This is a genomic window from Streptomyces sp. NPDC031121, assembly GCF_055570615.1.
The window spans coordinates 182471-208828 of sequence record NZ_JBVIGV010000007.1 but is presented as its reverse complement, the minus strand read 5'-3'; the positions used below and the strand labels follow the sequence as shown (position 1 = coordinate 208828).

At 76.5% G+C, this 26358-nt stretch carries 30 protein-coding genes; 16 read left to right on the top strand and 14 right to left on the bottom strand.

Going from position 1 to position 26358, the window contains the following annotated elements:
• The first annotated feature begins 272 nt into the window (after nucleotides 1-272).
• The gene (locus tag ACZ462_RS15140) at nucleotides 273-1361 is read left to right on the top strand and encodes a hypothetical protein (protein ID WP_467806338.1); all 1089 of its coding nucleotides are present in this window, start codon (nucleotides 273-275) and stop codon (nucleotides 1359-1361) included.
• Nucleotides 1362-1382: 21 nt separating this feature from the next.
• Here ACZ462_RS15140 and ACZ462_RS15135 read toward each other — a convergent pair whose 3' ends face one another.
• The gene (locus tag ACZ462_RS15135; protein WP_467806339.1) at nucleotides 1383-2582 is read right to left on the bottom strand and encodes an epoxide hydrolase family protein; all 1200 of its coding nucleotides are present in this window, start codon (nucleotides 2580-2582) and stop codon (nucleotides 1383-1385) included.
• A 62-nt stretch (nucleotides 2583-2644) separates the two neighbouring features.
• Between ACZ462_RS15135 and ACZ462_RS15130 the strand changes: the two genes are divergently transcribed.
• Entirely contained in the window at nucleotides 2645-3616 is a 972-nt protein-coding gene (locus tag ACZ462_RS15130; RefSeq protein ID WP_467806340.1) for a helix-turn-helix transcriptional regulator, read from the top strand.
• Nucleotides 3617-3710: 94 nt separating this feature from the next.
• Nucleotides 3711-4424: a response regulator gene (locus ACZ462_RS15125; protein WP_467806342.1), complete on the top strand. Its 714-nt coding sequence runs from the start codon at nucleotides 3711-3713 to the stop codon at nucleotides 4422-4424.
• A gap of 36 nt (nucleotides 4425-4460) precedes the next feature.
• Here the strand turns inward: ACZ462_RS15125 and ACZ462_RS15120 are convergent, their stop codons facing one another.
• A complete protein-coding gene (locus tag ACZ462_RS15120; RefSeq protein WP_467806343.1) occupies nucleotides 4461-4781 on the bottom strand; it encodes a hypothetical protein in 321 nt (106 codons plus the stop codon).
• 219 nt (nucleotides 4782-5000) lie between these two features.
• Between ACZ462_RS15120 and ACZ462_RS15115 the strand changes: the two genes are divergently transcribed.
• Nucleotides 5001-5465, top strand: a complete 465-nt coding sequence (locus ACZ462_RS15115; RefSeq protein ID WP_467806344.1) for a Crp/Fnr family transcriptional regulator — start codon at nucleotides 5001-5003, stop codon at nucleotides 5463-5465.
• 126 nt (nucleotides 5466-5591) lie between these two features.
• Here ACZ462_RS15115 and ACZ462_RS15110 read toward each other — a convergent pair whose 3' ends face one another.
• Both ACZ462_RS15110 and ACZ462_RS15105 read right to left on the bottom strand, forming a co-directional pair.
• A complete protein-coding gene (locus ACZ462_RS15110; RefSeq protein ID WP_467806345.1) occupies nucleotides 5592-6455 on the bottom strand; it encodes a universal stress protein in 864 nt (287 codons plus the stop codon).
• Nucleotides 6452-7360, bottom strand: coding sequence for a universal stress protein (locus ACZ462_RS15105; protein ID WP_467806346.1), 909 nt, complete (start codon nucleotides 7358-7360; stop codon nucleotides 6452-6454). The genes ACZ462_RS15110 and ACZ462_RS15105 overlap by 4 nt, the downstream gene beginning before the upstream one ends.
• 273 nt (nucleotides 7361-7633) lie before the next feature.
• Between ACZ462_RS15105 and ACZ462_RS15100 the strand changes: the two genes are divergently transcribed.
• The 3 genes from ACZ462_RS15100 to ACZ462_RS15090 are packed head-to-tail and all read left to right on the top strand — an operon-like array spanning nucleotide 7634 to nucleotide 9856.
• Complete coding sequence (locus ACZ462_RS15100; protein WP_467806347.1) at nucleotides 7634-8317, top strand: CBS domain-containing protein; 684 nt, start codon at nucleotides 7634-7636, stop codon at nucleotides 8315-8317.
• Nucleotides 8318-8349: 32 nt separating this feature from the next.
• Nucleotides 8350-9222: a universal stress protein gene (locus ACZ462_RS15095; protein ID WP_467806348.1), complete on the top strand. Its 873-nt coding sequence runs from the start codon at nucleotides 8350-8352 to the stop codon at nucleotides 9220-9222.
• Between the two features lie 55 nt (nucleotides 9223-9277).
• A complete protein-coding gene (locus ACZ462_RS15090) occupies nucleotides 9278-9856 on the top strand; it encodes a CBS domain-containing protein (protein ID WP_467806444.1) in 579 nt (192 codons plus the stop codon).
• A gap of 10 nt (nucleotides 9857-9866) precedes the next feature.
• Here ACZ462_RS15090 and ACZ462_RS15085 read toward each other — a convergent pair whose 3' ends face one another.
• From ACZ462_RS15085 to ACZ462_RS15070, 4 genes are all read right to left on the bottom strand, one after another.
• Nucleotides 9867-10457 (bottom strand): Rv1733c family protein, encoded by a 591-nt coding sequence (locus ACZ462_RS15085; protein WP_467806349.1) that lies wholly within the window; start codon nucleotides 10455-10457, stop codon nucleotides 9867-9869.
• A gap of 66 nt (nucleotides 10458-10523) precedes the next feature.
• Complete coding sequence (locus ACZ462_RS15080; protein WP_467806351.1) at nucleotides 10524-10973, bottom strand: universal stress protein; 450 nt, start codon at nucleotides 10971-10973, stop codon at nucleotides 10524-10526.
• An 84-nt stretch (nucleotides 10974-11057) separates the two neighbouring features.
• Nucleotides 11058-11741: a helix-turn-helix domain-containing protein gene (locus ACZ462_RS15075; RefSeq protein ID WP_467806352.1), complete on the bottom strand. Its 684-nt coding sequence runs from the start codon at nucleotides 11739-11741 to the stop codon at nucleotides 11058-11060.
• 5 nt (nucleotides 11742-11746) lie between these two features.
• On the bottom strand, nucleotides 11747-12823 hold the full coding sequence (locus ACZ462_RS15070) for a zinc-dependent alcohol dehydrogenase family protein (RefSeq protein WP_467806354.1): 1077 nt from the start codon (nucleotides 12821-12823) through the stop codon (nucleotides 11747-11749).
• A gap of 315 nt (nucleotides 12824-13138) precedes the next feature.
• Between ACZ462_RS15070 and ACZ462_RS15065 the strand changes: the two genes are divergently transcribed.
• Nucleotides 13139-13798, top strand: a complete 660-nt coding sequence (locus ACZ462_RS15065; protein ID WP_467806355.1) for a CBS domain-containing protein — start codon at nucleotides 13139-13141, stop codon at nucleotides 13796-13798.
• A 31-nt stretch (nucleotides 13799-13829) separates the two neighbouring features.
• Here ACZ462_RS15065 and ACZ462_RS15060 read toward each other — a convergent pair whose 3' ends face one another.
• Nucleotides 13830-14681, bottom strand: coding sequence for a DMT family transporter (locus ACZ462_RS15060; protein WP_467806356.1), 852 nt, complete (start codon nucleotides 14679-14681; stop codon nucleotides 13830-13832).
• A gap of 185 nt (nucleotides 14682-14866) precedes the next feature.
• Here ACZ462_RS15060 and ACZ462_RS15055 point away from each other — a divergent pair, with 185 nt between their 5' ends.
• Nucleotides 14867-15715, top strand: coding sequence for a universal stress protein (locus ACZ462_RS15055; RefSeq protein ID WP_467806357.1), 849 nt, complete (start codon nucleotides 14867-14869; stop codon nucleotides 15713-15715).
• A gap of 33 nt (nucleotides 15716-15748) precedes the next feature.
• On the opposite strand, the gene ACZ462_RS15050 is transcribed toward ACZ462_RS15055, so the two are convergent.
• Nucleotides 15749-16315: a hypothetical protein gene (locus ACZ462_RS15050; RefSeq protein WP_467806358.1), complete on the bottom strand. Its 567-nt coding sequence runs from the start codon at nucleotides 16313-16315 to the stop codon at nucleotides 15749-15751.
• Between the two features lie 338 nt (nucleotides 16316-16653).
• Here ACZ462_RS15050 and ACZ462_RS15045 point away from each other — a divergent pair, with 338 nt between their 5' ends.
• Nucleotides 16654-18165: a cytochrome ubiquinol oxidase subunit I gene (locus ACZ462_RS15045; RefSeq protein WP_467806360.1), complete on the top strand. Its 1512-nt coding sequence runs from the start codon at nucleotides 16654-16656 to the stop codon at nucleotides 18163-18165.
• Entirely contained in the window at nucleotides 18165-19220 is a 1056-nt protein-coding gene (locus ACZ462_RS15040) for a cytochrome d ubiquinol oxidase subunit II (protein WP_467806361.1), read from the top strand. Before ACZ462_RS15045 ends, ACZ462_RS15040 begins: the two co-directional genes overlap by 1 nt.
• Before the next feature lie 70 nt (nucleotides 19221-19290).
• Here the strand turns inward: ACZ462_RS15040 and ACZ462_RS15035 are convergent, their stop codons facing one another.
• On the bottom strand, nucleotides 19291-20256 hold the full coding sequence (locus ACZ462_RS15035; protein ID WP_467806362.1) for an amidohydrolase family protein: 966 nt from the start codon (nucleotides 20254-20256) through the stop codon (nucleotides 19291-19293).
• A 367-nt stretch (nucleotides 20257-20623) separates the two neighbouring features.
• Between ACZ462_RS15035 and ACZ462_RS15030 the strand changes: the two genes are divergently transcribed.
• Entirely contained in the window at nucleotides 20624-21169 is a 546-nt protein-coding gene (locus tag ACZ462_RS15030) for a hypothetical protein (RefSeq protein WP_467806363.1), read from the top strand.
• Nucleotides 21170-21216: 47 nt separating this feature from the next.
• Here ACZ462_RS15030 and ACZ462_RS15025 read toward each other — a convergent pair whose 3' ends face one another.
• Nucleotides 21217-21591 carry a VOC family protein gene (locus ACZ462_RS15025; protein WP_467806364.1) on the bottom strand — a complete coding sequence of 125 codons (375 nt, stop codon included), beginning with the start codon at nucleotides 21589-21591 and terminating at the stop codon, nucleotides 21217-21219.
• Between the two features lie 351 nt (nucleotides 21592-21942).
• Between ACZ462_RS15025 and ACZ462_RS15020 the strand changes: the two genes are divergently transcribed.
• A complete protein-coding gene (locus tag ACZ462_RS15020) occupies nucleotides 21943-22485 on the top strand; it encodes a GNAT family N-acetyltransferase (protein WP_467806365.1) in 543 nt (180 codons plus the stop codon).
• A 37-nt stretch (nucleotides 22486-22522) separates the two neighbouring features.
• Here ACZ462_RS15020 and ACZ462_RS15015 read toward each other — a convergent pair whose 3' ends face one another.
• Entirely contained in the window at nucleotides 22523-22816 is a 294-nt protein-coding gene (locus tag ACZ462_RS15015; protein WP_467806366.1) for a hypothetical protein, read from the bottom strand.
• Nucleotides 22817-22989: 173 nt separating this feature from the next.
• Between ACZ462_RS15015 and ACZ462_RS15010 the strand changes: the two genes are divergently transcribed.
• The 3 genes from ACZ462_RS15010 to ACZ462_RS15000 all read left to right on the top strand — a co-directional run bounded on the left by ACZ462_RS15010 (nucleotide 22990) and on the right by ACZ462_RS15000 (nucleotide 25615).
• Complete coding sequence (locus ACZ462_RS15010; protein ID WP_467806368.1) at nucleotides 22990-23787, top strand: restriction endonuclease; 798 nt, start codon at nucleotides 22990-22992, stop codon at nucleotides 23785-23787.
• An 81-nt stretch (nucleotides 23788-23868) separates the two neighbouring features.
• Nucleotides 23869-24978 carry a hypothetical protein gene (locus ACZ462_RS15005; RefSeq protein ID WP_467806369.1) on the top strand — a complete coding sequence of 370 codons (1110 nt, stop codon included), beginning with the start codon at nucleotides 23869-23871 and terminating at the stop codon, nucleotides 24976-24978.
• A 148-nt stretch (nucleotides 24979-25126) separates the two neighbouring features.
• Nucleotides 25127-25615, top strand: a complete 489-nt coding sequence (locus ACZ462_RS15000) for a hypothetical protein (protein WP_467806370.1) — start codon at nucleotides 25127-25129, stop codon at nucleotides 25613-25615.
• Between the two features lie 15 nt (nucleotides 25616-25630).
• On the opposite strand, the gene ACZ462_RS14995 is transcribed toward ACZ462_RS15000, so the two are convergent.
• A complete protein-coding gene (locus tag ACZ462_RS14995) occupies nucleotides 25631-26242 on the bottom strand; it encodes a PASTA domain-containing protein (protein WP_467806372.1) in 612 nt (203 codons plus the stop codon).
• Nucleotides 26243-26358 lie beyond the last annotated feature (116 nt).

Below are 26358 nucleotides of genomic sequence, written 5' to 3'. Positions count from 1 at the left end.
GGGCCGGTGAGCGCGGCGGCGGCAGGGTGTCCTCCGGCGGGGCGGGGGACCCGCCCCGGCCCGCCGCTACGCGGAGCCCGAGGCGCGGCGGAGCGCGCGCTCCCGCGCGCACGGCGCCTTCCGCGCCCGGGCGCGCCTGGCCGCCACTGGGCGGGCCCCTTCGGGGCGGTTGGCGGGCACGGCGTGCCGGGGGGGACGGCAGCGGGACGCGGTTGACGCCCGGGTGGGGAAACCGCTGGCGGCGGGCTCGGACGGCTTGGGAGCATGCGGGGGTGGACAGAGCCGGTGGAGAACTGATCGACGTGGTGCCGCTCGGCACCGTACGGGCGCGGGGCGACGTCGAGGCGGTCGCCGGGGGGCGGCTCCTCGTCCGCTCGGGCGGGCTGCTGGAGGCGTACGACCGGGAGGAGTTCCTCGCCGGCGGGGCCGCCGGCCCGGTCGCCTCCCTCCGGGTGGAGGAGCAGGAGCGGGCGGCCGCCACACCCGACGGCGGGTTCCTGGTGGCCGGCGCGGCCTCCGTGCGGGCGGTGGATCCCGGCGGCGGCACGCGGTGGGAGTTCGCCCACGACCCGTGGCACGGCGCCGCCCGCGCGCACTCCACGCCGGCCCTCAGCCCGGACGGCCGCCTGGTCGGCGTCGTCGTGCCGACGGCGGAGCCCGACGGGGCGCAGGCGGCGCTGGTGTACGACGCCGAGCCGGGGCGCAACTACACCTGGGACCGGCTGCTGCTCCTGGACGCGGCGACCGGCGCGGTCGTAGGCCGGCAGCAGCTCCGCTCGCTGGCGTCGGGCGCGGTGCTGGGCTGGCGTCCGGACGGCGGCGCCGTGGCGGTGTCCTGCTGGACCGCCTGGCACAGCTGGTCGACGTGGTGGGCCGAGCCGACCGGGTCCGCGGACCCCGCCGAGGGCATCCGCATAGCCGGCGGCACGTGGATGCACTCGCTGGCCGGCTTCCTCCCCGGCTCCCGTACGCTGACCCAGCGGTACGCCGAGCACGTGTGGCCCGACGACGACCGCGACGAGCTGGCCGTGTACGAGCCCGGCTCGGGCGGACGGGTCGCCCTGCTCGACCTGGCGGAGCTGGCCCTCGACCCGGAGGAGGACGAGTTCCGCTCCGCCGAGGTCCTCGACGGGCGCCACATCCTGGTGCCTGGCCGCGTGTTCCCGGCGGGCGGGCCGCCGCAGACGCGGCACTGGCTGGTCGACGCGGCGTCCCTGCGCCCGCTCGGGCGGCTGGCCTACCCGGCCGCCGTCGGCCCGGACGTGACGGTCCTCGGCGACGGGACGTGGCTCACCGGGGGCGATGACGGGCACCTGCGCCGCTGGGCCCTGGAGCGTACGGAGGGCGCGGCCGCCGGCTGATCCGGGCGTTCCGCTCCCCCGTCAGCGCAGGCCGCCGAAGAAGGCGCGCAGGTCGGCGACGAGCGCTCCGGGGGCTTCCGCCGCGAGGAAGTGCCCGCCGCGGTCGAGTTCCGTCCAGCGGGTCACGTGGTGGTCGCGTTCCGCCCAGCGGCGGACGGTCACGTCCCGGGTGGAGAGCAGCACGGCGGTCGGGACCGTGCCGCGTACGGGTGCCGCGTCCCAGCCGCCGTGGCCGGCGCCGTCCGCGGTGTCCGCGCCGCCGCCCCAGCTCTTCGCGGTCGTCTCCTCGTAGTAGATCTGGGCTGCCGAGGCGGCGGTGCCGGTCAGCCAGTACAGGGAGGCAGTGGTCAGGAGGCGGTCCCGGTCGGCGCCGGCCTCGGACATGCCGCCGGCCGGGTCGGTGAGCTCCCTGAACCTCTCGGCGATCCAGGCGAGTTGGCCGACCGGGGAGTCCGTCAGGGCGTACGCCACCGTCTGCGGGCGCTTGGAGTTGCACTGGAGGTAGCTGTCGTCGGCGTCCTGGAGGGCCTGCCAGCGCCGCCGGTCGGCCTCGGTGAGCCCGTCGAACTCGCCGTCCTCGCCGACGGGGAAGGTGATCATGGCGTTGACGTGGACGCCGATGACGCGCTCCGGCTGCCGCGCGGCCATCTGCGGTGCGATCCACGAGCCGGTGTCGTAGCCGTGGACCCCGTAACGCCCGTATCCGAGGCGGGACATGAGCCCGTCGAGGACGGCCGCGATGCGGGCCGCGTCCATCCCGGGCCCGGCCAGCGGGGTGGAGAAGCCGAATCCCGGCAGGGAGGGGATCACGAGGTGGAAGGCGCGGGCCGGGTCGGCGCCGTGCGCCCGCGGGTCGGCGAGGGGGCCGGCGACGTCCAGGAAGTCGGCCGCCGAGCCGGGCCAGCCGTGCAGCAGCACCAGCGGCGTCGCGCCGGGCTCGGGGGAGCGCACGTGCAGGAAGTGGACGGTCTGCCCCTCTGCTTCCGCCAGGTACTGGGGGTGGGCGTTGAGCGCGGCCTCGTGGACCCGCCAGTCGTAGGAGGTGAGCCAGTGGCCGGCCAGTTCCCGCAGGTACGCGGACGGGACACCGCGGCTCCAGCCGACACCGGGCAGTTCGTCGGGCCAGCGGGTGGCGGCGAGGCGGGAGCGGAGGTCGTCGAGCCGGCCCTCGGGGACGTCGATGCGGAACGGGCGGATACCGGCAGGGGTTTCGGTGGTCATGGCGGCGACGCTACGGACCGCTTGGGTCAGGTACTGTCCCAAGCGTGCGGCACCCTGGAGCCATGCGGGAGACCTCCGGAAGGCTGCTGAGACTGCTGTCCCTGCTGCAGACGCCGCGCGACTGGCCGGGCGGCGAGCTCGCCGAACGCCTCGGCGTCAGCAGGCGCACCCTGCGGCGCGACGTGCAGCGGCTGCGCGACCTCGGCTACCCGGTCCGGGCGACGCAGGGCACCGCCGGATACCGGCTGGGCGCCGGCGGGAAGCTGCCGCCGCTGCTCCTCGACGACGAGGAGGCCGTCGCCGTGGTCCTCAGCCTGCGCACCGGGGTCGGCGGTTCGGTGCAGGGCGCCGAGGAAGCCGCCGGGCGCGCCCTGGCCAAGCTGGAGCAGGTGCTGCCGTCCCGGCTGCGGCACCGGGTCGCCACCCTGCACGCCGCGACCGTCCGGGCCGGTACGCCGCCGGCCCCCGCGGTCCGCCCCGACACCCTCGTCGCCGTCGCCGAGGCGTGCCGCCGGCGCGAGCGGCTGCGCTTCGACTACGCCAGTCCCCGCGTCGGCACCGCGGTCCGCTCGGTCGAGCCGCACAGCCTGGTCAGCTTCGACCGGCACTGGTACCTGGTCGCCTGGGACACCGACCGCGCCGACTGGCGTACCTTCCGCGTCGACCGTCTCGTACCGCGCACCCCGACCGGCCCCCGGTTCACGCCCCGCGAGCTGCCCGGCAACGACGCCGCGGCCTATCTGGCGCTGCGCCTGTCGGCGCAGACCTGGCCCTTCCAGGCGACCGTCGTCCTGCACGAGCCCGCCGCCGTGGCCGCCGACCGCGTCTGGCCCGGGATGGGGGTCGTCGAACCCGTCGACGAGCACAGCTGCCTGCTGCACCTGGGCGCCGACTCCGCCCGCGACCTCGCCTGGATGATCACCTCGGTGGACACCGACTTCACCCTCGCCGTCGCCCCGCCCGAACTGGCCGACGCCCTGGCCGCCCAGGCCGCCCGCTGCCTCGGCGCCGTCCGCACGGCGCCGGGGACGTGACGGCGGGGCGGGCTTCCGGACCCCCGCACTGCTGCGACAATGCGGGAGGAAGCATATACATGACGCGAATCGGCTCGGATCAGGTGGCTGGGACATGTCCGACGACGCACCGAGCGCCCCCGGCGGGGCACCGATCAAGGTCTTCCTCCTCGACGACCACGAGGTGGTGCGGCGGGGTGTGCGCGACCTCCTCGGCGCGGAGCCCGACATCACCGTCGTGGGCGAGGCCGGCACCGCGCAGCAGGCGCTGGCCCGGGGGCCCGCGCTGCGGCCCGACGTCGCCGTGCTCGACGTGCGCCTCCCCGACGGCGACGGCATCACGGTCTGCCGGGAGCTGCGCTCCGCGATGCCGGAGCTGGCCTGCCTGATGCTGACCTCGTTCGACGAGGAGGACGCCCTGCTGGACGCGATCATGGCGGGGGCCGCCGGGTACGTGCTCAAGCAGATCAAGGGCTCGGACCTGGTCTCCGCCGTGCGGACGGTGGCCGCCGGCCAGTCCCTGCTGGATCCGTCGACCACGGCGCGCCTGATGCGGTCCCTGCGCGCCCCGGAACCCGCCGGGGACCCCGAGGACGCCCGGCTGACCGCGCTGACCGAGCGGGAGCGGGCGGTCCTCGAGCTGATCGGCGACGGCCTCACCAACCGGCAGATCGCCAAGCGGCTCTACCTGTCGGAGAAGACCGTCAAGAACCACATCTCCCGGCTGCTGGGGAAGCTGGGCGTCGAGCGCCGCGTCCAGGCGGCGGTGATCGCCGCGCAGATCCACGACCGGCAGCGGGAGGACGGGGAACACCGCCGCGTCCGCTGAGCCGGCGTCCCCCGCCGGCTCAGCGGACGGGCGGTCTCAGCCCCCGGGCCGGGTGGGCGTGCCGTACGCGGCCCGGACGGCCGCCGGGAGCGTGAAGGGAACCGCCCCGCCGGCCCGTACCGCGTCCACCGCGCCCTGGTGGACGGTGCGGCCGACGTCCGCAGTGGGGCACGGCACGGGGCTGCCGGCCAGCGGGTACCACTCGGTGTCCCCGACGTACTGGACGGCGACGTGCGCCTGCTGCGGCTCCCACGTGGTGCGCACCGCGAGCTCTCCGGCCAGCGTCCCGGCCTCGGCCGTGCGCACGCCTCCGGGGCCCGTGAACACCCCCGTGGTGGTCCATGTCGTGGATGCCATGTCAGTCACCTCGGCAGCAGTGGTGGTGTGACTGCCATGCTGCCCTGCCCGCGCGGCTCCCGCCAGGGCCGACCGGCCCCGCCGCCGCGCGGGCAGGCGGTCCGGCGGGTGCCGGCCGGGCCGCGGGGGCCGTTCGGACCCGGGGAGGGGCCGCAGGGCCCATGCGGGGCGGCGGCGCAGGGCCGAGACTGGAGTGACCCGAGCCAGGGAGGCCGTCCCATGAGCACCCCCTCTCCCACCCGAATCGCCGCGGCGCTGCCCGCCGACCACCGCGCCCGTCTCATGGAGGCGGCCCGGGAGGTGAACTTCGCCGAGGGCACCCGCATCTTCCGCGAGGGCGGCCGGGCGGACCGGTTCTGGATCGTCCGCTCGGGCACCGTGACGCTGGACGTCCATGTGCCCGGACGGCGCGCGGCCGTCGTCGAGAGCCTCGGCGCCGGCGAGCTGGTCGGCTGCTCGTGGCTGTTCAAGCCGTGCACCTGGCGGCTGGGCGCCGAGGCCATGACGCCCGTACGGGCCTACGAGTTCGACGCGGAGCAGGTACGGGCGCTGATGCAGGACGACCCGGCGTTCGGGTACGCCATCGGCCACTGGGTGGGCCAGGTCCTCGCCCACCGCCTGCACGCCACGCGGATCCGGCTGCTCGACCTGTACGCCCCCTACGGCAGCGGCAGCGTCGTCTGACGCCGCCGCGCCGGGCGCGCGGCCGGTGCCGGGCGGCGCCGGCCTCGTGCCCGCGCAGGCCGGCCCCGCGCAGGCCGGCAGCGGCCCGGACCGGTGCGGTCCGGGCCGCTGTTCATCCGGCTCTGTTCATCCGGCGGGGACGGTCACGACGGGGCAGTGCGCCCGGTGGAGCAGGCCGTGGACGGTGGACCCCACCCGCATACCCGAGTAGCCGCCGCGGCCGCGGCGGCCGACGACGACGGCCAGGGCGTGCTCGGCGGCGCGGGCCAGCTCCTCGACCGGGTGGCCGACCGGCACCTCGTGGGTGAGGCGCACGTCCGGGTACTTCTCCGACAGTCCGGCGGTGGCCTCCGCCAGCAGGGCCCGCTGCGTCCGCAGGGCAGACTCCTCACTGTGCGGCGGGAAGAGCGGCGGCTGCCACACGGAGACGGCGCGCAGGGCCGCGCCGTGGAGGTCCGCCTCGTCGAAGGCGAACCGGAGGGCCGCGGCCGAGGCGTCGCTGCCGTCGATCCCGGCGACGACGTACGGCGGATCCTGGGACGTGTGCCCGGCCTCGCCCACGACGACGACCGGGCAGGCGGCCTGCCCCGTCACCGGGAGCGCGAGGGATCCGGCGCTGAGCACCTCGGCGAACCGGCCGAGGTGGCGGGAGCCGAGGACGACCATCCGGGCGTGCCGGGACGCCCCTGCGATCACCGGGGCGGGGAAGCCGTCCCGCAGGTCGCCGTCGACCGGCAGGTCGGGGTACCGCTCGCGCACCCAGTCCCGTACCTGCTCCAGCCGGTCGCCGGCCGCCCGGCGCAGGGCGGCCTGCCGGGGGGAGTCGTCGGCGCGGTGGGTGTCGTGCGGGGGCGGGACCGCGAGCAGCAGGCGCAGCGGGAGCCCGCGCCGACGGGCCGCGTCGGCGGCCCAGGCGACGGCGAGGTGCCACTCGCGGACGGGGTCGACGCCCACGAGGACGCCGTGCGCGGCCTCCGGCCCGGCGGTCACGTCCGGCTCCCCGGGCCGGTCCCCGTGCGGGGGATGAGGAGGACGGGGCAGTGGGCGTGGTGCAGCACGCCGTGGGTCGCCCTGCCGAGGTTGCGGCCGAGGCCGAGCGCGGTGGGGGCCCTGCGGCCGCCCATGACGAGCAGGTCGGCTTCCGCGGACGCCTCGACGAGCGCGCCCGCCACGGAGACGCTCTTGGCGGCGGCGCCCTCGACGTCCAGGCCGGGGAACTCCTCGTGGATCGCGTCCGTGACGGTTTCGAGGACGGCGGCGTGCCGGCCGGCGATTGCGTCGACGTCGTCGAGCATCGGGGCGACGCTGCCCGCGGACTGCAGCACGTGCCACACGTGCAGCAGCCGAAGGGAGGCCTTGCGCAGTTCGGCCTCCCTGGCGGCGTAGCGGGCGGACACGAGGTCGTGCTCGTCGCGGACGGCCGCGAGGACGGTGCCGCGGTCCTCCGCCTCGTCGGCTCCGCGGACCACGACGACCGGCACCTCTGCCCCGGCCGCCGTGTCGAGGCCGATGGAGCCGAGCATGAGCGACTGGAAGCCTCCGAGACCGCGGCTGCCGACGACGATCGTGCCGTGCAGGCCGGCGGCCCGGTGGAGGCTGGTGACGGCGTCCGCGCGGCTGAACTCGGTGGACACGTGCAGGCCGGGGTGGGCGGCGGCCACGGCGCGCGCCGTGTCGTCCAGGATCGCCCGGCCGGCCGCGCGGACCCTCTCCAGGGTTTCCGCTGACGCGTACAGGGCCCGGCTGTCGGTGTCGGCGCCGTGGACCACGAACAGGGGGACGCCGCGGCGTTCGGCCTCTCCCGCGGCCCAGAGCGCGGCGCGGCGTGCGGGGTCCGAGCCGTCAACGCCGACGGCGACGGTGCTGGTGTCCGGGGTGCGGACGGTGCTTTCCACGGTGCCTCCCGACCGAGGAGCCTATGGGACACCGTCCACGCTGGCACCCGGAGCGCGGCGGCAGGAGGGCCGCCCGGGACCGCCGGCGGGGCCGAACGGCCCACTGCCGCTGCCGGGCCGCCGTCCGGCCGGTCCGGTCCGGGGGCTGGCCCGTCCGGCCCCGGGACGGGCCCGTTCGGCCCTCGCCGTGCGCCCGTGCTCCGGCGGAGGGTGGTGGCACATCAGCACGGGCGTCGGCCGCGTGCCGCGACGGCAGGGCAGGAGGAGGGCCTCATGAAGCACATCAAGGTGGCGGACCTGATGACCGACGAGGTCGTCTCCGTCACTCCGGACACCGCTTTCAAGGACATAGCGAAGCTGCTCGCCCAGTACGACGTCTCAGGGGTCCCCGTCCTGGACGAGGAGGACCGGGTGGTGGGCGTCGTCTCGCAGACCGATCTCCTCGCCGGCTCGGCCCCGGCCCTGCGGCCCGGCCCGCAGGAAGCCGCGGACGCGCCGGACGGGCGGGCGGCGGGGCCGCCGGCCGCGGGCGGCCTCATGTCCGCGCCCGCGGTCACCGTGCGCGCCGATGAGACGGCCGCCGACGCGGCGCGCCTGATGACGCGCCGGGGCATCGAGCGGCTGCCCGTCGTGGACGTGGAGGACCGGCTCGTCGGCATCGTCACCCGCCGGGACCTGCTCCGCGTGTTCCTGCGGCCGGACGCCGAGATCCGCCACCGGGTCGGCGAGATCCTCGCGGACACCGCGGAGGTCCCGGACGGCGACGTCGAGGTGCACGTCGTGGACGGCGTCGTCACCCTGGACGGGACGGTGGCCCGCCGCAGCCGGCTCCGCCTGCTGCTCGACCTCGTCGAACGGCTCGACGGGGTCGTCGCCGTCGCCTCGCACGTCACGGCCCTCTCCGACGACACCGCAAGCACCCCCGCCGGGCGGACACGGCAGGCGATGCCGTGGTGACGCCCGGCCCCCGCAGGAAGGAACCCCACCCCATGGACGACCACGTGACGGCCGGCGTCGACGGCTCCCCCGAGAGCCGGGCGGCGGCGCGCTGGGCCGCCGGTGAAGCCGTACTGCGGCGGGTCCCGCTGCGGCTCGTCCACGCCGTCGACTGGCCGCTCGACCCGCTGTTCCCCGGGGTGGGCGGACAGGACGCGGACCGGTGGGCCGACCGGGCGCTGACCGAGACGGCCGAGGAGCTGCACCGGCGCCATCCCCAGCTGGCGATCACGACCCGCTGCCCGACGGCGCGCCCTGCGGCCGCCCTGGCGGCGGAGGCGTCGGACGCGGCGCTGCTGGTGCTGGGCTCGCGCGGCGTCGGCGGCCTGGCGGGCTTCCTGCTCGGGTCGGTGGCGCTGTCCGCGGTGGTGGCGACCGACACGCCGGTCGTGCTCGTGCGGACCGCCGACGAGGCCCCGGACGGGGCGGACACCGACGCCGGTGCCGAGATCGTCGTCGGGGTCGACATCCACGAGGCAGGCGACCGGGTGCTCGACTTCGCGTTCGAGGAGGCGGCCCGGCGCGGCTGCCCGCTCCGGGCGGTGCACGGCTGGAAGATGCCCCCCGCCTACACGTACGTGCCCTTCTTCGACCCGGACAACGAGCGGGACATCGGCCGCAGCATCACCCGCATGGTCGAGGACATGCTGCTGCCCTGGCGGCAGAAGTACCCCGAGGTGGCGGTCACCGCCGGTGTGTTCCGCGGGTCGGCCGGCGAGCGGCTCGTCCAGGAGAGCGGCCGTGCGGCCCTGGTCGTGGTCGGGCGCCGCCGGCGCCGCTCCCGGCTGGGCCCGCACCTGGGATCGGTCGCCCACGCGGTGCTGCACCACGCCGCGGCCCCCGTCGCCGTCGTCGCGCATGACTGACGGCGCCTCCGGGGACCAGGCCGCGCGGGGCGGCCCGCCCGGGGGGAGCGCGGGCATCCGGCACCGCAGCGTCGCGGACCTGATGACGCCGCACCCCGTGGGCGTCCGGGCGGCCACGGCGTTCAAGGAGGTCGCCCGGCTGCTCCACGAGTACGACATCACGGCCGTGCCCGTGGTGGACGAGGGCGGGCGCCCCGTCGGCGTCGTCTCGGAGGCCGACCTGCTGCGCCGCCGGGCCGGCGGGATGTCCACGGCGGGCGAGCTGATGTCGAGCCCGGCGGTGACCGCCCGCCCGGAGTGGAGCGTGGTCCGCGCGGCCCGGGTGATGCAGCGGCACGGGGTCAAGCGGCTGCCGGTCGTCGACGCGGACGGCCGGCTCATCGGCGTGCTCAGCCGCAGCGACCTGGTCCGGCTGTTCCTCCGCCGCGACCAGGCCATCCGGGCGGAGATCGTCGAGGACGTCCTCGTCCGCACGCTCCGCATCGCCCCCTCGTCGGTCACCGTGGACGTGGACGACGGGGTGGTGGTCCTCAGCGGGACGGTCCCCCGGGCCGAACTGCTGCCGGTCGTCGAGCGGCTCTGCCAGAGCGTCGACGGCGTCGTGGACGTCGACAACAGGCTGATCGGCGGCTAGTGAACCGCCGTCAGCCGTCGCCGGGACCGGGGCGCAGGCGGCCGCTCCAGCGGGGCTCGACGTCCTCCCACTCGGCTTCCCAGGCGCGGGCGCTGCGCGCGTCGACGGCGCGGAGGCCGATGCGGACGAGCGCCCCGGAGACGAGGAGGACCCCGGTGAGCGCGGCCGCGCCGAGCAGGAAGGCCTCCAGGGCCAGTTCGGCGGTGCCGGGGGGTGCGGAGGCGGCGCGGCCCCGGTCGTCGACCCACACGCGCACCGTGTCCCCCTTTTGTGTGCCGGGCGGGACGGGCACGGTGTCGGTGTGCGCGCGGCCGGGCGGGTACTGCCAGGTGGCGGAGGCCGCGGTGGAGGTGCGGTCGCTCGGCCAGTCCCCGGCCCGGTAGCCGGTCGTGCCGACGGTGGTGGCGGTCACGGCGTGCCGCTGGCGGGCGACCGCCTCGGCGTCGCGGGTCCCGTCGGTCCAGGCGGCGAGCCCGGCGGCGGCCCCGCAGACGGCGGCGACCAGGCAGGCCGCGGCGAAGGCGCGGCGCAGCCACCGGCGGGCGCGGTCGGAGCTGCGCAGGAGCGGGTTCGCCCCCGCTCCTGTCGTCCGGTCGTCCATGGCGCACCTCCGCGCTGCGTACGTACCGGGAGCCGGACCGCCCCGCTCAGGCGGCGGGCCGGGCGCTCACCCCGCTGGGGCCTCGGGGCGGACGATGGTCACCGGGCAGGGGGCGTGCAGCGCCACCTGCTGGCTGACCGAGCCGAGCAGGGCCCGCCGGAAGCCGCCGCGGCCGCGGCTGCCCACGACCAGCATGTCGGCGCCCTTCGCCGCGTCGACCAGGACCTCGACGGGGTGGCCGTGCACCAGGCGCTCGCGGACCAGGGAGGCGCCGTCCTCGCCGAGTACGGTGCGGACCTCCTCGACCAGGCGCCGCTCGGCGTCCTCCTCGTCGAACGCCGTGTCCACGGCGGGGGCGGACCAGGACGCCTCGCCGGGGACCTCCCAGGCGGTGACGGCCTCGACCCTGCCGCCGACGAGGCCGGCGTACCGCACCGCCCAGCGCAGGGCGGCCTGCGAGGAGGGCGATCCTTCCACGCCCACCACGATCCGCGGAGCCTCATGCTGTGTGCCCATGCCTCACTCCTTCCGACTCCCTACGTCCAGCGTGGGCGAGGCGGGTGCGCCCCGCCAGGCGAGCGGGCCCGGCGCCGGGCCCCGTCACCCGTGCACGACGCGGCGGCCGGTGAGCCGGACGGGGGTCAGCTTCATCCAGTGGACGCGGACGCCGCCGGCCCAGGGGTGGGTGCGGGCGGTGACGACGAGGTTCTGGCGCTCGTCCGGGTCGGTGACGGCTTCGAGCAGGCCGACGGCCTGCACGCTCCAGCCCTCGGCGGTGACGTCGTCGATGCGGTCGACCTCGAAGGCGGCCTCGGTGCCGCCCGCCCGCGCGGCGGCCGTGTCGGCGGCGGTGCGGAAGGCGATGGCCGGGCCGGCCGTCATGTAGTTGACGGGGAGGACGGACGGGCCCTCGGAGGTGAACACCGCGATGCGCCCGACCCCGTGAGTGCCGAGCAGCCGCCGGCATTCGGCCTCGTCCAGGGCGACGAGTGCCGAGTCGCGCCGGGATTCGGCCCGGCCCGGCGGCCGGTCGGAGCTGGCGCCGGTCAGGTCGTCGACGGTCACGCCGAGTGCGTCGGCGACGCGGATGAGCGTGCCGATGGACGGGGAGGCGGCGTGCTCCTCCAGGTAGGCGATGTAGTTGGCGTCCGCTCCGCACAGCCGGCCGAGTTCCTCGCGGCTCAGGCCGAGGGAGGCGCGGCGGGCGGCGAGGCGGCGGCCGAGGTCGGTGCGGCCGGTGGGCGCGCCGGAGGCCGGGCGGGGGGTGCGCGGGCTGCTCTGCACGGTGATCACTGCTCCCGTGGCGGTACGGCGACGGTGTCGTGCTGCGGTCCGCCGAGCACGACCTTGAGGGCGCCGGTGTCGCCGGCCCGGGAGAAGACGTCGTACGCCTCCTCCATCCGGCCGAGTTCGAAGCGGTGGGTGACCAGATCGGTCCCGGGCAGGCGGCCGGCCGCCGCCATCCGCAGGAGCATCGGCGTCGAGTGGGTGTCGACGAGGCCGGTCATGAGGGTGACGTCCTTGATCCACAGGTCTTCGAGGTGGAGGACGGCCGGCTTGCCGTGGACGCCGATGTTCGCGACGCGTCCGCCGGGGCGGACCATCCGGGTGCACAGCTCGAACGCCTCCGGCAGGCCGACGGCCTCCATGACGACGTCCGCGCCGAGCCCGTCGGTCAGGTCCGCCACCAGCCGCTCGGGCTCCTCCCGCGCGGTCGCGGTGGCGTCGGCGCCGAGCCGGCGGGCGGCGTCCAGCCGGGAGGCGGCGAGGTCGACGGCGATGATGCGGAAGGGGCTGTAGAGGCGTGCGGTGGCGATGGCTGCCAGGCCGATGGGGCCGGCGCCGACCACGGCGACCGTGTCGCCGGGGCGGACGCCGCCGTTGAGGACGCCGACCTCGTAGGCGGTGGGGAAGATGTCCGCGAGCAGGACGGCCTCGTGGTCGGCGAGGGTGCTGGGCAGCGGGTGGACGGAGAGGTCGGCGAAGGGGACCCGCACGTACTCCGCCTGGGTGCCGTCGACGAGGTGGCCGAGGATCCAGCCGCCGCCCCCTCGGCACTGGCCGTAGCGGGCCTCGCGGCAGAACCGGCACCGGCCGCAGGCGGAGATGCAGGAGATCAGGACCCGGTCTCCGGGGCGTACGCTGCGGACGTCGCCGCCGGTCTCGACGACGGTGCCGACGGCCTCGTGGCCGAGGATCCGGCCGGGCTCCACCTCGGGTACGTCGCCCTTGACGATGTGCAGGTCCGTACCGCAGATGGTGACGGCGTCGACGCGGACGATCCCGTCGCCGGCGTCCTTGACCGAGGGGTCCGGGACGTCCTGCCAGGAGGTCTGTCCGGGCCCGTGGAAGACGAGTGCCTTCATGGCGCGGCCTTCTCTCTTGTGCGCGGATCTTGTGCGCGGAAGTGTCGTGTGCGCGGAGGTGTCGATGCCAGGCTGTCCAGCGGGACCGCCGCCGCGCTTGGGCCGGTCGGGCCCCTCCGGGGACCGGTGGGCCCTTCCAGGGTGTCGCGCCCCCGCGCCGCCGCAACCGGGGCGGGCGGCGGGGCCGGGGCCGGACGGCCCCGCGGTGTGCCCCGGGCGGCCCTCCCCCGCCGCGGCCCGCCGGGGCAGGGTGGGTGTGTCCGCACCACACGGCAGCCGAGCCCCGCTCGCCGCACGCACGCCGAGGAGCGCGCCATGACCTCCGGCTCCAGCCCGTACACCGTCGCAGACGTGATGACCGCCAAGGTCGTTGCGGTCACGCCCGAGACCGGCTTCAAGGACATCGCCGCCGCGATGCGGCGCTGGAAGGTGACCGCCCTCCCCGTGGTGGAGGGCGAGGGCCGGGTCGTCGGCGTGGTCTCCGAGGCCGACCTGCTGCCGAAGGAGGAGTTCCACGAGCGCGGCCCCGGCATGATCGAGCAGATGCGCCGCCTCTCCGACACCGCCAAGGCCGGCTCGGTCCGCGCCGGGGAGCTGATGACGAGCCCTGCGGCGACGGTCCGCCCCGACGCCACGCTCCCGCAGGCGGCCCGCCTCATGGCCGTCCGGCACGTCAAGCGGCTCCCGGTCGTCGACGCCGACGGCACCCTGCGGGGCATCGTCAGCCGGTCCGACCTGTTGAAGGTCTTCCTCCGGCCGGACGAGGAGCTGGCCGGCGAGATCCGCCGGACCGTCGTCGAGCGGCTGTTCCCGCTGTCCCACGGGGCCGTCCGGGTGTCGGTCGTGCACGGGGTCGCCACCTTGACCGGCGAGGTGCGGGACGAGCGCCTGATCCCCGTGGCCGAGCGGCTCGCGCACACCGTCGAGGGCGTCGTCGACGTCCGCTGCCGGCTCCGCGCCCCCGCCGCGGCCTGACCGGCCCGGCGGCCGCCCGCCGGCGCTGCGGTCACGCGCGCGCCAGCGGCGACCTGTCGAGGACGACGATGCCCGCGATGGCGGTCGCGGCGCCGACCGCCTGGACGGCGAGCGCCCCGGGCGAGGTGGCGAGCTGCTCTCCGAAGAGGGCGACACCGATCAGCACCGCGCCGGCCGGTTCGAGGCAGTCGATGATCGGCAGGCTGATCGCGAGGGAGCCCGCCTGGTAGGAGCTCTGGGACAGCACCAGCCCCATCACGCCGACGAGGACGACCGCGTACGGCTCCCAGTGTGCGAGCCCGCCGAGCCCCTCGCCGCGGAACAGCACGCCCGCGCTCTTGGTCAGGCTGTCGAGCAGCGCGAACATCAGGGCGGCGGCGATCGCGTAGAGGGCCGTCCGGGCCGGCGCGCGCCTCCTGCGGCCGACGGCCGCCAGGGCGACCGCCGCACCGCCGAGGCCGAGCAGCACCGGCAGCCACTCTCCGGCGGTCGGCACCGGAGCGGGCTCCGCGGGCGGCAGCACCGCCAGGAACATCGCGATGCCGCCGGCGGTGCAGGCGATCCCGGCCGTGTCCCGCCGGGTCAGCGGCATCCCGCGGCGGCGGGCGAGCAGCGGCAGGGCGAAGACGAGGTCGGTGGCGGCCAGCGGCTGGACCAGCACCAGGGGCCCGAAGGCCAGGGCGAGGCCGAGGAGGGCGTACGAGAGGACGACGAGGGCCATGCCGGCCAGCCAGGCGGGCCGGCGGGCCAGCCCGAGCAGCAGGCTGAGCCGCAGGGCCTCCTGCGCGGGCGCCTGCTGCGCCGCCTTCTGCTGGAGGACGGAGGCGAAGCCGAAGGCCGCGGCGGACAGCAGAGCGGCCACCACCGCCACTGCGGTATCCATGCGCCGACTATCGCCAGCGGGGCGGGCCGGGGCCGTACGCGACACGCGCGCGGGGGTCCCCGGCTGCCATCCCTTGCAGCCGGGGAGGGGCCTTTCGGGCCCCTTGCGGCCCCCTTGGGCCCTGTGCGCGGCGGCGGCGGCCGCGGCAGGCTGGATGCAGCACGGACACCCGGAGGAGGCATGCCATGACGGCCCAGGTCACGGTGGGCGTGGACGGCTCACCCGAGAGCCTCGCAGCGGTCGCGTGGGCGGCGCGCGAGGCGGTGCTGCGCGATGTGCCGCTGCAGCTGCTGCACGTGGAGGCGGGTGCGGGAGCGCGGGCCGGGGAGCCGGACGGCCGCTCCACGGCGCTCCTGGCGGCCGCCGCGGAGCAGGCACGCGGCGAGGCCGCCTCGCTGGAGGTGGACGCGCGCTGCGTCCGGGGCCGGCCCGACGAGGTGCTGGGCCGCGCCGCCGACGAGTCGGAGCTGACCGTGCTCGGCTCGCGGGGGCTCGGCAGCCTCGGCGGGTTCCTCGCCGGCTCGGTCTCGCTGGGCGTGGTCGGCACGGCCCGCCACCCGGTCGTCCTGGTGCGCGCCCCGGACGGCGACGCCGGCGGGCCGTCCCCGGACGGCGGGGTCGTCGCCGGGATCGACCTCGCGCACCACAGCGACCGGCTGCTCGGCTTCGCCTTCACCGAGGCCGCGCGCCGGGGCGGCGCGCTGCACCTCCTGCACTGCTGGAGCCTGCCCCCCGTCTACGTGTACGCCGGGGTGATGGACCCCCATATCGGCGACGAGCTCGGGCAGCGGGCTGCCGAGGCCCTCGAGGAGCTCCTGGAGCCGTGGCGGAAGACCTACTCGGGGGTCCGGGTCGCCCACGAGGCCGTCACCGGGTCGGCGGGCGCCCGGCTCGTGGACGCCGCGAAGGGGGCGGCGCTGCTGGCCGTCGGCCGCCGGACCCGGAAGCTGCAGCTCGGCCCGCACGTCGGGCCCGTGGCGCACGCCGCCATCCACCACAGCCCGGCGCCCGTCGCCGTGGTGCCGCTGGACTGACGTACGGCCCGGCCGGGTCGGGCGGTCGCGCCGCTACTTGATCAGGGCGTTCGCCACGATGATCGCGAACCCGATGGCGGCGTCGGCGGCGCCCACGGCGACGGCGGACAGGAGCCGGGAGCCGCGGCGCAGCGAGAGGACCGTGCCCCAGCCGAAGAGCAGCGCGGTGTTGAGGCCGAGGCCCACGGCGGTGGTGCCGGGGGCGTCCCAGCCGAAGGCCCCTGCCAGGACGAGCAGCAGCACGGTCGGCAGGGCGGCCGCGACCATCGGCCACTCGTGCCACAGCTCGGCGGCCAGCCGGAGCCAGCGCCGGGAGGGGCCCTGCCGGTGCCCGGACATGTGGTGGGCGTAGCCGTGGGCCAGGGCGGCGGTGATCGCGGTCACCAGCACCCAGGCCGCGTCGCTGAGGGGCGTGTACGTGGCGCCCTTCTCGTCGAGCGCGGCGAGCAGGCCGCTGGCCAGGACCGTGCCGTAGACACCGCAGAACATCCAGTCCGCGGTGTGGTCGTGCCCGGGGCGCCCGCCCGTGGGCGCCCGCCCGCCTCCGTCGGGCGCGGGCGGCGGGGTGTGCGGGCCGGCGGTCGGGGGCTCGGCGGTCACGACGGTCCTTCCGATCGGGATACGGTTTCGCCCCTTTTTAGGGGCTGATTTCCGATCTGTCGCACCTTACGAGACTTCCGTGTCGGATTTCCGTGTGGACCGCGGGGCCGAGGGCGGGTCCGACGCCGACGGCGCGCCCCGCAACCCCTCCCGCGCCGCCGGCCGCGCCCGCGGGTTACTCCGGCCGGGCGTTGCTGCTGGGCCGCGCGGACCAAGACCACGCCGCCCGGGTGCCCGATCGGCGCGGGGGGGTGCTTCCGTGGCGTACCGGCCCCGGGCTGCGACCAGGCCGCCCCTCTCCGGTCGGGGGCGGGCAGTCCGGGGAGGCGAGGAGCGCGATGCACACCACGGTCCACCTTCTGGCGGCCGAGGCGCCCGCCCAGCTCCTCCCGGCCCGGCAGTTGATGGCATTCACCCTCGCCTCCCACATCATCCTGGTGCCGATGGGGGTGGCGCTTCCGCTGATCACCCTGGTCATGCACCACCGCGGGCTGCGCCGCGGCGACCCGGTGGCCCTGCTGCTGGCCCGGCGCTGGTCGGCCGTGATGGCCGTGCAGTTCGCGATCGGCGTCGTCACCGGAACCGTCCTGTCCTTCGAGTTCGGGCTGCTCTGGCCGGGGCTGATGGGCCGGTGGGGCGACGTGTTCGGCGTCGGGTTCGGCGTGGAGGCCTGGGCCTTCTTCCTCGAAGCGGTGCTCATCGCGATCTACCTGTACGGCTGGCGCAGGCTGCCGCCGCGCACGCACTTCCTGCTGGGGCTCCCCCTGCCCGCTGCGGCGCTGCTCGGGGCCTTCGGCATCCTGTCCGCGAACGCCTGGATGAACACGCCCCAGGGCTTCACGCTCGACTCGCGGGGCGACCCGGTCGGCGTGGACGTGTGGAAGGCGATCTTCACGCCGATGTTCGGCCCCCAGTACTGGCATTTCGTGGTGGCGATGCTGATGACGGCGGGCTACGTCGTGGCCGGCGTCTACGCCGTCGGATGGCTCCGCGGGCGGCGCGACCGCTACCACCGCCTCGGCTTCACCGTGCCGTTCACCCTCGCCGCCGCGGCCACCCCGGTGCAGCTGTTCCTGGGCGACTCGATCACCCGGGCGGTCTTCCGCGAGCAGCCCGTGAAGTTCGCGGCCATGGAGATCGTCTGGGAGACCGACAGCCGCGTTCCGGAGTACCTCTTCGGCCGCCTGCACCCGGACGGATCGATCACCGGCGGCATCAAGTTCCCCCAGCTCGACTCCATCCTCGCCGGTTTCAGCCCGGACACCGTGGTGCAGGGCCTGACCGCCGTCCCGGCGGGCGACCGGCCGAACGCCACCCAGGCGACCATCGCACACTGGGCTTTCGACACCATGGTGTGCATCGGCTCGCTGCTGGCGCTCCTCGCCGCCTGGTACGGGCTGGCCTGGCTGCGGCACCGCCGTCCGCCCCGCTCCCGCTGGTTCTACCGGGGGGCCGCAGGCGCGGGCGCCGGATCGGTCGTCGCCGTCGAATGCGGCTGGATCACCGCCGAGGTGGGCCGCCAGCCGTGGATCGTGTACGGGCACATGCGGGTGGCCGAGGCGGTGACACCGACCCGCTCCGCAACCCTCTGGACGATGTTCGCGCTGGTGGCCGTGGTGTACGTACTGGTCTTCGCGGCGTTCGTCGCCGTCCTGCTGAAGATGCGCGACCGATGGCGCCTGGCCGACGAGTCGTCCGGCGCCGGTCCGGACCCGGACGGCGCGGAGGCCCCCGAGGCGGCGACCCCCTACGGGCCCCGCCCGCCGGTCCCGGCGGGCGCCGGCGGATCTCCGGGGGCCGGCGCCCCCGGAGACGGGGGTTCCGCTCCCTCCGGGGAGGGCGGGCGGTGATGGCCGGGCTCGTCGCCTTCGTGCTGCTGCTCGCGATCACCGCTTACGCCTGCGCCGGCGGAGCCGACTACGGCGCCGGGTTCTGGGACCTGGCGGCCGGCGGGGCCGCGCGCGGAAGGCGGCCGCGCCGGCTCATCGACCACGCCATGGCGCCCGTCTGGGAGGTCAACAACGTGTGGCTGGTCTTCGTCCTGGTCCTGATGTGGACCGGCTTCCCCGTGCTGTTCCAGACCGTCTTCACGGCGATGTGGCTCCCGCTCGCCCTGGCCGCCCTCGGCATGGTCGTGCGCGGCGCCGGCTTCGCGCTGCGCAAGCCCGTCCGGCGGCTGTCCCGGCGGCGCCTCTACGGGGCCGCCTTCGCCGGGGCCTCCCTGCTGACGCCGTTCTGCCTCGGCGTGGCCGTCGGAGGCATCGCCTCCGGGCGGGCCGCACCGGGTACCGAAGCCGCGGCGCGCGTCTGGGCCGGGCCCGCCCCGCTGGCCTTCGGGCTCTTCACCGTCGCGGGGACCGCGCTCCTCGGAGCCGTGTTCCTGACCGCCGACGCCGGCCGCTTCGAGGCCCCCGGCCTCGTCGGCTACTTCCGGCTCCGCGCCCTCACGGCCCTCGGCGCCGTCGCGGTCACCGCCGGCGGCGTCCTCCTCGCCACCCGCAGCGACGCCCCGTACGTCTGGCAGGGGCTCACCCACGGCGCGGGCCTCGCCCTCGCCGCCGCCTCCGCGGCGTCCCTCGCCGCCACCGGGCTGCTCATCGTGCGGGGCAAGGCCGGATGGGCCCGCTTCGGCGCCGTCGCGGCCGTCGGCACGGCCGTCTTCGCCTGGGGGTTCGCCCAGCGGCCCTACCTCATCCCCACCTCCCTCACGGTGGCGGACGCCGCGGGCGACCCCCAGACCCTCGCGTGGCTGTCGCTCGTCAGCCTCGTCGCCCTCCTGCTGATCGGGCCGGCCGTGGCCCTGCTCTACCGGCTGGACACCCGCGGCACGCTCGAACCCCTCGCCGACTCCGACCTGCGCGGGGCCCGCCCGCACCGGGGCGGCCCGGCCGACGGCGACGGCTGACGGCCCGGCGGAAGCCGCCCGGCGTACGGTGTCCGGTGCCTCCGGACCGGCCGTCCCGCCGTACGGGAGGCTAGCCGGCGAGGCGGGCCGCCAGGGTGGGAAGCAGGCGGAGTGCGTTCGTCCGGCCCACCTCGGCCCGCTCGGCCTCCGTCCATCCGTCGTACGCGGCGAAGCCGGCCGTGTTCTCGGCCGTGTGCGAGGCGGGCATGAAGGGGTAGTCGCTGCCGTAGAGGATGCGGCCGGCGCCGGCGAGGCGGGTCAGCGCGGGCAGCGCGAACTCGTTGGCGGACATGGCGATGTCGTAGTGCAGCCGGCCCAGCGTGCCGATGACGTCCGCCGGGGCGCGGTCCTTCAGGTACGCGCCGATGGTGGGGCCGTGGGTGAGCCGGCGGGCCAGGAACGGCAGGGTGCCGCCCGCGTGCGACAGGATCAGCCGCAGGTCGGGCAGCCGGTCGAGGACGCCGTTGAAGAGCAGGCTCGCCGCGGTGCGGGTCGTCTCGAAGGTGAACTCGTACAGGGACGCGGGCAGGTCGAAGGTCTCCAGGTCCCGGCTCGGCGGGGTGGCGGGGTGGACGTGGACGGCCGCGCCCCGCTCGGCGATCTCCGCGAGCAGCGGCTCGAACTCCGGGTCGCCGAGGTAGCGCTGCCCGTACGAGGTCAGCAGCCCCACGCCGTCCAGGCCCAACTCGTCCATGGCCCAGCGGAGTTCCTCGCGGGCGGCGGCCACGTCGGGCAGCGGGAGGATCGCGAAGGCGCCGAACCGGGCGGGGTGCTCGCGGACCAGCCCGGCCAGGTATTCGTTGACCCGGCGGGCCATCTTGGGGGCGTCCGCGCCGTCGAGGAAGGTGACGCCGGGGGCGGTGATGGACAGGACGGCCGCCGCGATCCCGTGCGCGTCCATCAACTCGAGGCTCCGCTCGGGGGTCCAGTCCGGGTAGTCGACACCCGGGATCGCCTTCCGGTCGCCGAGGGCCTCGGCGTACAGGGGCGGCACGGCGTGGTGGTGGACGTCGATCAGACCGGCGGGTGTGGACATGCGGCAGCTCCTGGCGTGAGGACGGCGACGGGACCGGGCTCGCGCGGGAGCCCCGGGCGTGTCCGGGCGGGTGGTGCCGGCGGAGTCTCCCCACGCCGTTCGGCGGACACGTCTGCGATCGGCCACCAGGCTACGCACGATCGCCCGCGGCGGCAGGGGCGCCGGGAACATGGCCGGGGCCGATAGCGGGAATCCGTCAGCACGGCGTTTGCCGGTCCCACGCGGGGGCGGGGAGCGGAGCGGCCGCCGCGGGGCGGCGCGGCGCCGACCGGCCTTCCGGCCGCACGGGGGAGGTGTGGGGCCGCGCCGTGCCAGGATGGGGCACGCGCTGTCCCGTCTGCCTGTTCCCTGTTGTGAGGAGGCCGAGTTGACCAGTCCCGAGGCCAGGGGGCCCAAGCTGCCGCCGACCCACCCGCCCAAGACGCCGCCGCCGCAGAAGAGGCCCGTGGAGGCGCCGCGTCCGCAGCCCGCCACCAGGCCGAAGGAGGTGGCGGTACGGGCCCGTCCGCGGATGGTGGTCCGGAACCGGCGTACGGCGGCGCTCGTGTTCCGGGCGGACCGGTGGGCGGCGGGGAAGGCGGCCCGCCAGGCTGTCGACACGGTGCGCGACTGGGGGTACGGGGCCGTGCCCGAGGGGGATTTGGAGGAGTCGGTGCGGGCCCTCGTCGGGGCGGCGGCCGCGGACGGCGGGAAGCGCCTGTCCGTGCACCTCGGCGACCAGGACGGGAAGATCCTCGTGGCCGTGCTCAGCCATGTCCTCGGCGCGCCCGACGACGGCGTGCTCGCGCGGGTCGCGGCGCTGGCCGCGGTCGACGCCGCCGGCACGGACACCGGGGAGGACGGCCGGCGCATGTGGGCCGTCCTGGACACCGCCCCGCGGCGCCGCCGGCCGGCGCCCGGCCCTTCCGCCTGAGCGGGAGCCGGCCGGCGGGTGCGGTGACGGTGCGGCGGGGCGCCGCGTCAGTGGAGGCAGAGGCAGAACGGGTGGCCGGCCGGGTCGGCGTAGACGCGCCAGTTGGCCTCCGGGCGGATCTGGTCCGTCCGCTCCAGCAGGGTCGCGCCGAGGGCCAGCGCGCGCTTCTCCTCGCCGTCCAGGTCGTCGACGTCGAAGTCGAGGTGGACCTGCTGCGGCCGCTGCTGCCCGGGCCATTCGGGCGGCCGGTAGCCGTCCACCCGCTGGCAGGCCAGGGGCGTCCCCTCGAAGCCGTGCACCTCCAGCCAGTCGGGGTCGTCCGGGTCCTCGACGACGCGGCCCCCGAGCAGCTCGGCGTAGAAACGCGCGAGCCGGACGGGGTCGTCGCAGTCCAGTGCGACCGCTTGCAGCTTTCGAATCACGTGGCACCTCTCGTCACTCGGCCGTCCCGGCTCCTACCCCGTACGGCTCGGCTCACGCGCCGCGGTCACCGGCGCGGCGGGTTGTCGCGCAGCACCCGTGCGACGTTCTCGAGGTGGGCGCGGTAGGCGCGCCGGACCCCTCCCACTTCGCTTCGCCGGGCCCCTGGCGGTCTCCTCGCCCTGGTAGCCGGCTTCGGCCCACCTCTGCACACCGTGCGCCCGCCCGCGGTTGCATTCCGCACAGCGACCGCTTCCGGAGCCGGCCGGGCCCGGGGAAAACGGCAGCGGGTTCCGGCCCGGCCGCGGTTATCCTGCCTCGTCCCACACCGCAGGCCAAGGAGGTCCCCCACCATGAGCGGCACCACGTCGTCCTTTCCCGAGCGCATGGAGTTGCGGGGGGAGGGACTCGTCCTGCGGGACTGGACGGAGGGCGACCTGGCCGCGATGCCGGAGCTGTTCGACCACCCCGACATCGCGTACTGGACGCCGATCGTCTCGCCCTTCGACGCGGAAGCCGCCCGGGTACGGCTGGAGCGGGACCGGAAGCTGCGCGCGGAGGGCACGACCGTCCTCCTCGCGATCACCGTGGACGGCGGCGCACCGCTCGGCGAGGTCATGCTGCGGCGCGCGCCCGAGGGTACGGAGATCGGCTACGCGGTCGGGCCGGCGCACCGCGGGCAGGGGCTGGCGGCGCGGGCGGTGCGGGTGATGGCCGCGTACGCGTTCGAGCAACTCGGCGTGGAACGGGTGATCCTGGAGCTGGAGGCGGAGAACGCGGCCAGTGTCGCCGTGGCGAGCAAGGCGGGCTTCCGGCTGCTGGACGTACCGCTGATCGAGGGCGAGGAGAAGGGCCGGCCCTTCTCCCTCCAGACCTGGGGCCTGGACCGCCCCTGACCGGCAGCGGCCCCGGCGCCTGCGCGGCCGCTGCCGGTCAGGGGCGCCAGGGCAGCCGGGGGCCGTGGCCGAGGACGTGGGAGACGGTGAGGACGGCGGCGATCCAGGCGCTCACGCCGCCCCACGCCAGGGCGCCGGAACCCGTCGCACTGCCCGCGACGAGCAGCAGCAGCGCGGTGGGCAGCAGCGCCGCCGCAACCGCCAGAGGCGCCCGGTGCCCGGTCCTGCCCGAGGTGCGGGCGGCGGGCGGCGGGGCGTCCGTGTCGGACAGCTGCGCCGCCAGCTGGTCCCACGCCGCGGCCTCACGCGCCGTCAGTCCGGTCCTCGCCATGCCAACCCCCTCGTCACCGCGGAACGGCCGCTCCCGCAGCCTCTGGTGCCCACGCAGGCACCGGCCATGCGCGGCCGACGGCGGCTCCCGCCGCGCCCGATGGGGGCGTTTGAAGGCGGCGGTCGGCGTCCAGACGAGGGAGACGTGCAGGTCGCGAGGGGAGGAGGGCCGCGATGGCGGCATCGGGAGGGCGCCGGCGGGGCGGGGGCGGCGGTACGGCATCGGTGGGCCGTGACCTCGTGCTGGCGGTCGGGCTGGTGGCGATCTGCCTGGGCGGGGCGGTCGTCTTCGTCAGGACGGCCGCGGGGGCGGGCGGCGGTGTGCCCGTGATGCCGATCCTGACGATGGCCACGCTGGCGGCCGGTACGGCCCTCGCCCGGTGGAGCGTGGCTCCCGGGCCCCGTCCTCGGGCCGCCCCTCCGGCTGGCGGAGCCCTCGGCGCGCCGGCGGCTGGCGGAGCCCTCGGCGCGCCGGAGCCTGCCCCCGAGGTCCCCGAGGTGGGCCCGGACGCGCTGGACCACGAAGCGGTGGACGCCGACGGCTTCGAGCACGCGGTGGCCGCGCTGTGCGCCCGCGACGGCTGCACCCAGGTGGAGGTGGTGGGCGGTGCGGGCGATCTGGGGGCCGACGTGATCGCCGCAACGCCGGAGGGCCGGCGCGTGGTGGTCCAGTGCAAGCACTACGGCGAGGGGCACCGGGTGGGCTCCCAGGACCTCCAGCGCTTCGGCGGGACCTGCTTCGCCGTGCACGAGGCCGATGTGGCCGTCGTCGTGACGACCAGTGACTTCACCGCCCCGGCCGCGGAGTACGCCGCTGCGTGCGGCATCGTCTGCGTCGACGGCGACGCCCTCGCCGCGTGGACCGAGGCCCGGACCGGACCGCCGTGGCAAGCCGCCCCGGCGGAAGCCGCGGGCCCGGCCGGCGGAGCGGAGGGCGCCGTCCCCGGGGAGCCGCGGCACCCGGTCCGGTGACCACAAGTGGGGGTACCGCATTCCGGCCGGTTGCCCGGCAGTATGGAGCCCGTCCGCGCCATGATCAGGGGGGAAGCACCCATGAGGAAGAGCACCGCGGCAGTCGCCGCGGCCGCCGCCGTCGCCGGGCTCACCACGGCCGCCGCGCCCGCCGGCGCCACGGGCTGCACGCCGGAGATCCGCAGCCTGGACGCGCTGTCCTCCGGCCCGTGGGCCGACCGCGGAACCGTGTACGGCTTCGGCAGCGGCGACCTGGCGGTGGGGGCCAGCAGGGGCCTGCCGGCGTACTGGAACGGCAGCACCGTCCACGCGGTGCCGCTGCCCGACGGCTGGACGGGCGGCAGCGTCGGATCGGTCAGCAGCGGCGGGCTGATGGTCGGCACGCTGCGGCGCGGCTTCGAGGCCGCCGCCTTCAGCTACCGGCCGGGCGACGCCGCCGTGCGGCTGCTGACCGGCGCGACGCAGCACGCGGCCGCCGCCGTCAACGAGGGCGGCCGGATGGCCACCAGCGAGGACGGCGCCGGCAAGGAGTGGGTCAACGGCCGGGTGGTACGCGAACTCCCGCTGCCGGACGACGCCCTGCCGGGCAGCAGGGTCTCCGTGAACGCCGTCAACAAGCGCGGTGACATCCTGGGCCACGTCTCCGGCGAGTCCTACGACCCGGCGACCGACGAGACCGCCACCCGCGCCCACCCGGTCGTCTGGCCCGCCGGCGGCTACCCGCCGTACTCCCTCCCCGTCCGGAACCAGGGAGACCCGGCCTTCGACGTGATCGCCACCGGGATCGACAACCGCGGCCGGGTGGTCGGGCACGAGTGGGAGAACTGGCGCGAGCTGTCCCACCACAGCCCGGCGACCTGGAAGCGGCCCTACGACGCCCTTCCGGTGGAGCCGGGCCGGCTGGCCGGCGAGGCGGAGCTGTCCCTGGAGGGCATCAGCCCCGAGTCGGGCGCGGTGGTCGGCCGGGCCGTCTCGTACGAGGAGGGCTGGGCGAGGAGCTCGCAGCCCGCGTACTGGCCCGGCACGGGCCCGGTGCTCGCGCTGCCCGGCGGCAGCGGCCCCCGCCGCGGCTCCGCCCGGACGGTCGCGGACGACGACCGCGTCGGCGGGACCCTCCTCGACGCGGGCGGCCTCGGTACGCCCACGGTGTGGACGTGCGCGAGCAGGCAGGCCTACGAGCCGCAGAACTGACCCCGGCCGCCCGGCCCCGCCGCGCGGCGCGGCGCGGCGGGGCCGGCCGCGCGACCGCCGGCCCGAGGAGAGGACCCCGGCCGGGCCGGGAGGCTGCGATAGTGGTGGCCGTCGAGGAGCATGACCCCTTTCCGCAGTGGGAGAAGCCATGGAGCCGTCCGCGCCGGGCACACCGGTGTTCCTGCCGTCGCCGCCGTCCGCCGACGCCGTCGGCGAGGGCCGGATCCGCGTCCTGTGGGCGCTCGGCGGCGCCGGCCGCGACCTGGACGCGAACCTCGTCCGGCTCGGGGCCGGGGCCGACATCGGCGAGCACACGGAGACCGTCCTCGGCGTGCTGCTCGTCGTCGTCGCGGGTTCGGGTGAACTGCGCACGCCCGACCGGACGGTGGCGCTGGCGCCGGGAGCCGTCGCCTGGCTGCCCGCCGGCACGACCCGCTCGGTCCGGGCCGGCGCGGAGGGGCTCACGTACACCACCTCCCACCGCCGCCGCCCGCCCCTCGGGATCACCACGGGGCTGCGTGCCGGCGCCGGCGAACCGGCGTGCCTGGCGGACCGGGTGTGCGCCGCCTGCGGCCGCATGGCCGCCGACCCCGAGGCCCGCTTCTGCGCCCGCTGCGGGCAGAAACTGGCGCCGTAGCCGGCTGCCCCCCGTTCAGGGACAGATTTCCTCGAACTTGACGACGTGGAACGCCACGGGCTGCCCCGTGAGCGGCGTGCCGGTCGGGGGGCTCTGGGTGCACACCCGCCAGTTGGACTCCTGGAGCACCATCCGCTCCTGCAGCGCGTCCTTGACGGTGATGCTCGTGTTCCCGGGGAGCGCCTGCCGGGCGACCTTCATGCTCCGGCCGACGAAGTTCGGCATGGCCGCGCCGACGGGAGCCGACGGGGTCGCCGGCTCCCGGGCGGGGCACTCCTCCTCCAGCTTCACCGCACCGAGGTCCACCTTCGTCGCCGTGTCGACGCCGCTCCCGGCGGCGGGGGTCTGCGAACAGACCTTCCAGCCGCGGTCCAGGACCTGCCCGCGGCCGCGGCCGAGCGCGTCGTGCGAGGTGAGCGAGTGGAATCCGGCCGCCTGGGCGGCGTCCTGCGCGGCCTGGAGCCCCATGCCGACGAGGTCCGGCAGTACGGCCGTCGCCCCGGCGGTGCCGGACGGGGCCGGCGTACCGGGCTTCGAGTCGCCGGGGGCGGGCGACTGGTCGCAGGCGGTGAGGGCGAGGGCGGCGACGGCCGCCAGGACGGCGGCGGTGATGTGGTGGGTCCGCATCGGGCCATGCTCGCGGGGGCACGACCGGCGGGCACACGGTGTGACCGAGTTGTGACGTGCCGCGTGCGGCTGCCGGCGGCGGCCGGGCACCCCGACCGCCGACGGCGGTGGCGGTC

Coding starts and splice junctions, on each gene's coding strand:
- ACZ462_RS15135 (WP_467806339.1), bottom strand. CDS start 2,582: ATGACCACCGAAACCCCTGCCGGTATCCGCCCGTTCCGCATCGACGTC.
- ACZ462_RS15130 (WP_467806340.1), top strand. CDS start 2,645: ATGCGGGAGACCTCCGGAAGGCTGCTGAGACTGCTGTCCCTGCTGCAG.
- ACZ462_RS15125 (WP_467806342.1), top strand. CDS start 3,711: ATGTCCGACGACGCACCGAGCGCCCCCGGCGGGGCACCGATCAAGGTC.
- ACZ462_RS15120 (WP_467806343.1), bottom strand. CDS start 4,781: ATGGCATCCACGACATGGACCACCACGGGGGTGTTCACGGGCCCCGGA.
- ACZ462_RS15115 (WP_467806344.1), top strand. CDS start 5,001: ATGAGCACCCCCTCTCCCACCCGAATCGCCGCGGCGCTGCCCGCCGAC.
- ACZ462_RS15100 (WP_467806347.1), top strand. CDS start 7,634: ATGAAGCACATCAAGGTGGCGGACCTGATGACCGACGAGGTCGTCTCC.
- ACZ462_RS15095 (WP_467806348.1), top strand. CDS start 8,350: ATGGACGACCACGTGACGGCCGGCGTCGACGGCTCCCCCGAGAGCCGG.
- ACZ462_RS15085 (WP_467806349.1), bottom strand. CDS start 10,457: ATGGACGACCGGACGACAGGAGCGGGGGCGAACCCGCTCCTGCGCAGC.
- ACZ462_RS15080 (WP_467806351.1), bottom strand. CDS start 10,973: ATGGGCACACAGCATGAGGCTCCGCGGATCGTGGTGGGCGTGGAAGGA.
- ACZ462_RS15070 (WP_467806354.1), bottom strand. CDS start 12,823: ATGAAGGCACTCGTCTTCCACGGGCCCGGACAGACCTCCTGGCAGGAC.
- ACZ462_RS15065 (WP_467806355.1), top strand. CDS start 13,139: ATGACCTCCGGCTCCAGCCCGTACACCGTCGCAGACGTGATGACCGCC.
- ACZ462_RS15060 (WP_467806356.1), bottom strand. CDS start 14,681: ATGGATACCGCAGTGGCGGTGGTGGCCGCTCTGCTGTCCGCCGCGGCC.
- ACZ462_RS15055 (WP_467806357.1), top strand. CDS start 14,867: ATGACGGCCCAGGTCACGGTGGGCGTGGACGGCTCACCCGAGAGCCTC.
- ACZ462_RS15045 (WP_467806360.1), top strand. CDS start 16,654: ATGCACACCACGGTCCACCTTCTGGCGGCCGAGGCGCCCGCCCAGCTC.
- ACZ462_RS15040 (WP_467806361.1), top strand. CDS start 18,165: ATGGCCGGGCTCGTCGCCTTCGTGCTGCTGCTCGCGATCACCGCTTAC.
- ACZ462_RS15035 (WP_467806362.1), bottom strand. CDS start 20,256: ATGTCCACACCCGCCGGTCTGATCGACGTCCACCACCACGCCGTGCCG.
- ACZ462_RS15020 (WP_467806365.1), top strand. CDS start 21,943: ATGAGCGGCACCACGTCGTCCTTTCCCGAGCGCATGGAGTTGCGGGGG.
- ACZ462_RS15015 (WP_467806366.1), bottom strand. CDS start 22,816: ATGGCGAGGACCGGACTGACGGCGCGTGAGGCCGCGGCGTGGGACCAG.
- ACZ462_RS15010 (WP_467806368.1), top strand. CDS start 22,990: ATGGCGGCATCGGGAGGGCGCCGGCGGGGCGGGGGCGGCGGTACGGCA.
- ACZ462_RS15005 (WP_467806369.1), top strand. CDS start 23,869: ATGAGGAAGAGCACCGCGGCAGTCGCCGCGGCCGCCGCCGTCGCCGGG.
- ACZ462_RS15000 (WP_467806370.1), top strand. CDS start 25,127: ATGGAGCCGTCCGCGCCGGGCACACCGGTGTTCCTGCCGTCGCCGCCG.
- ACZ462_RS14995 (WP_467806372.1), bottom strand. CDS start 26,242: ATGCGGACCCACCACATCACCGCCGCCGTCCTGGCGGCCGTCGCCGCC.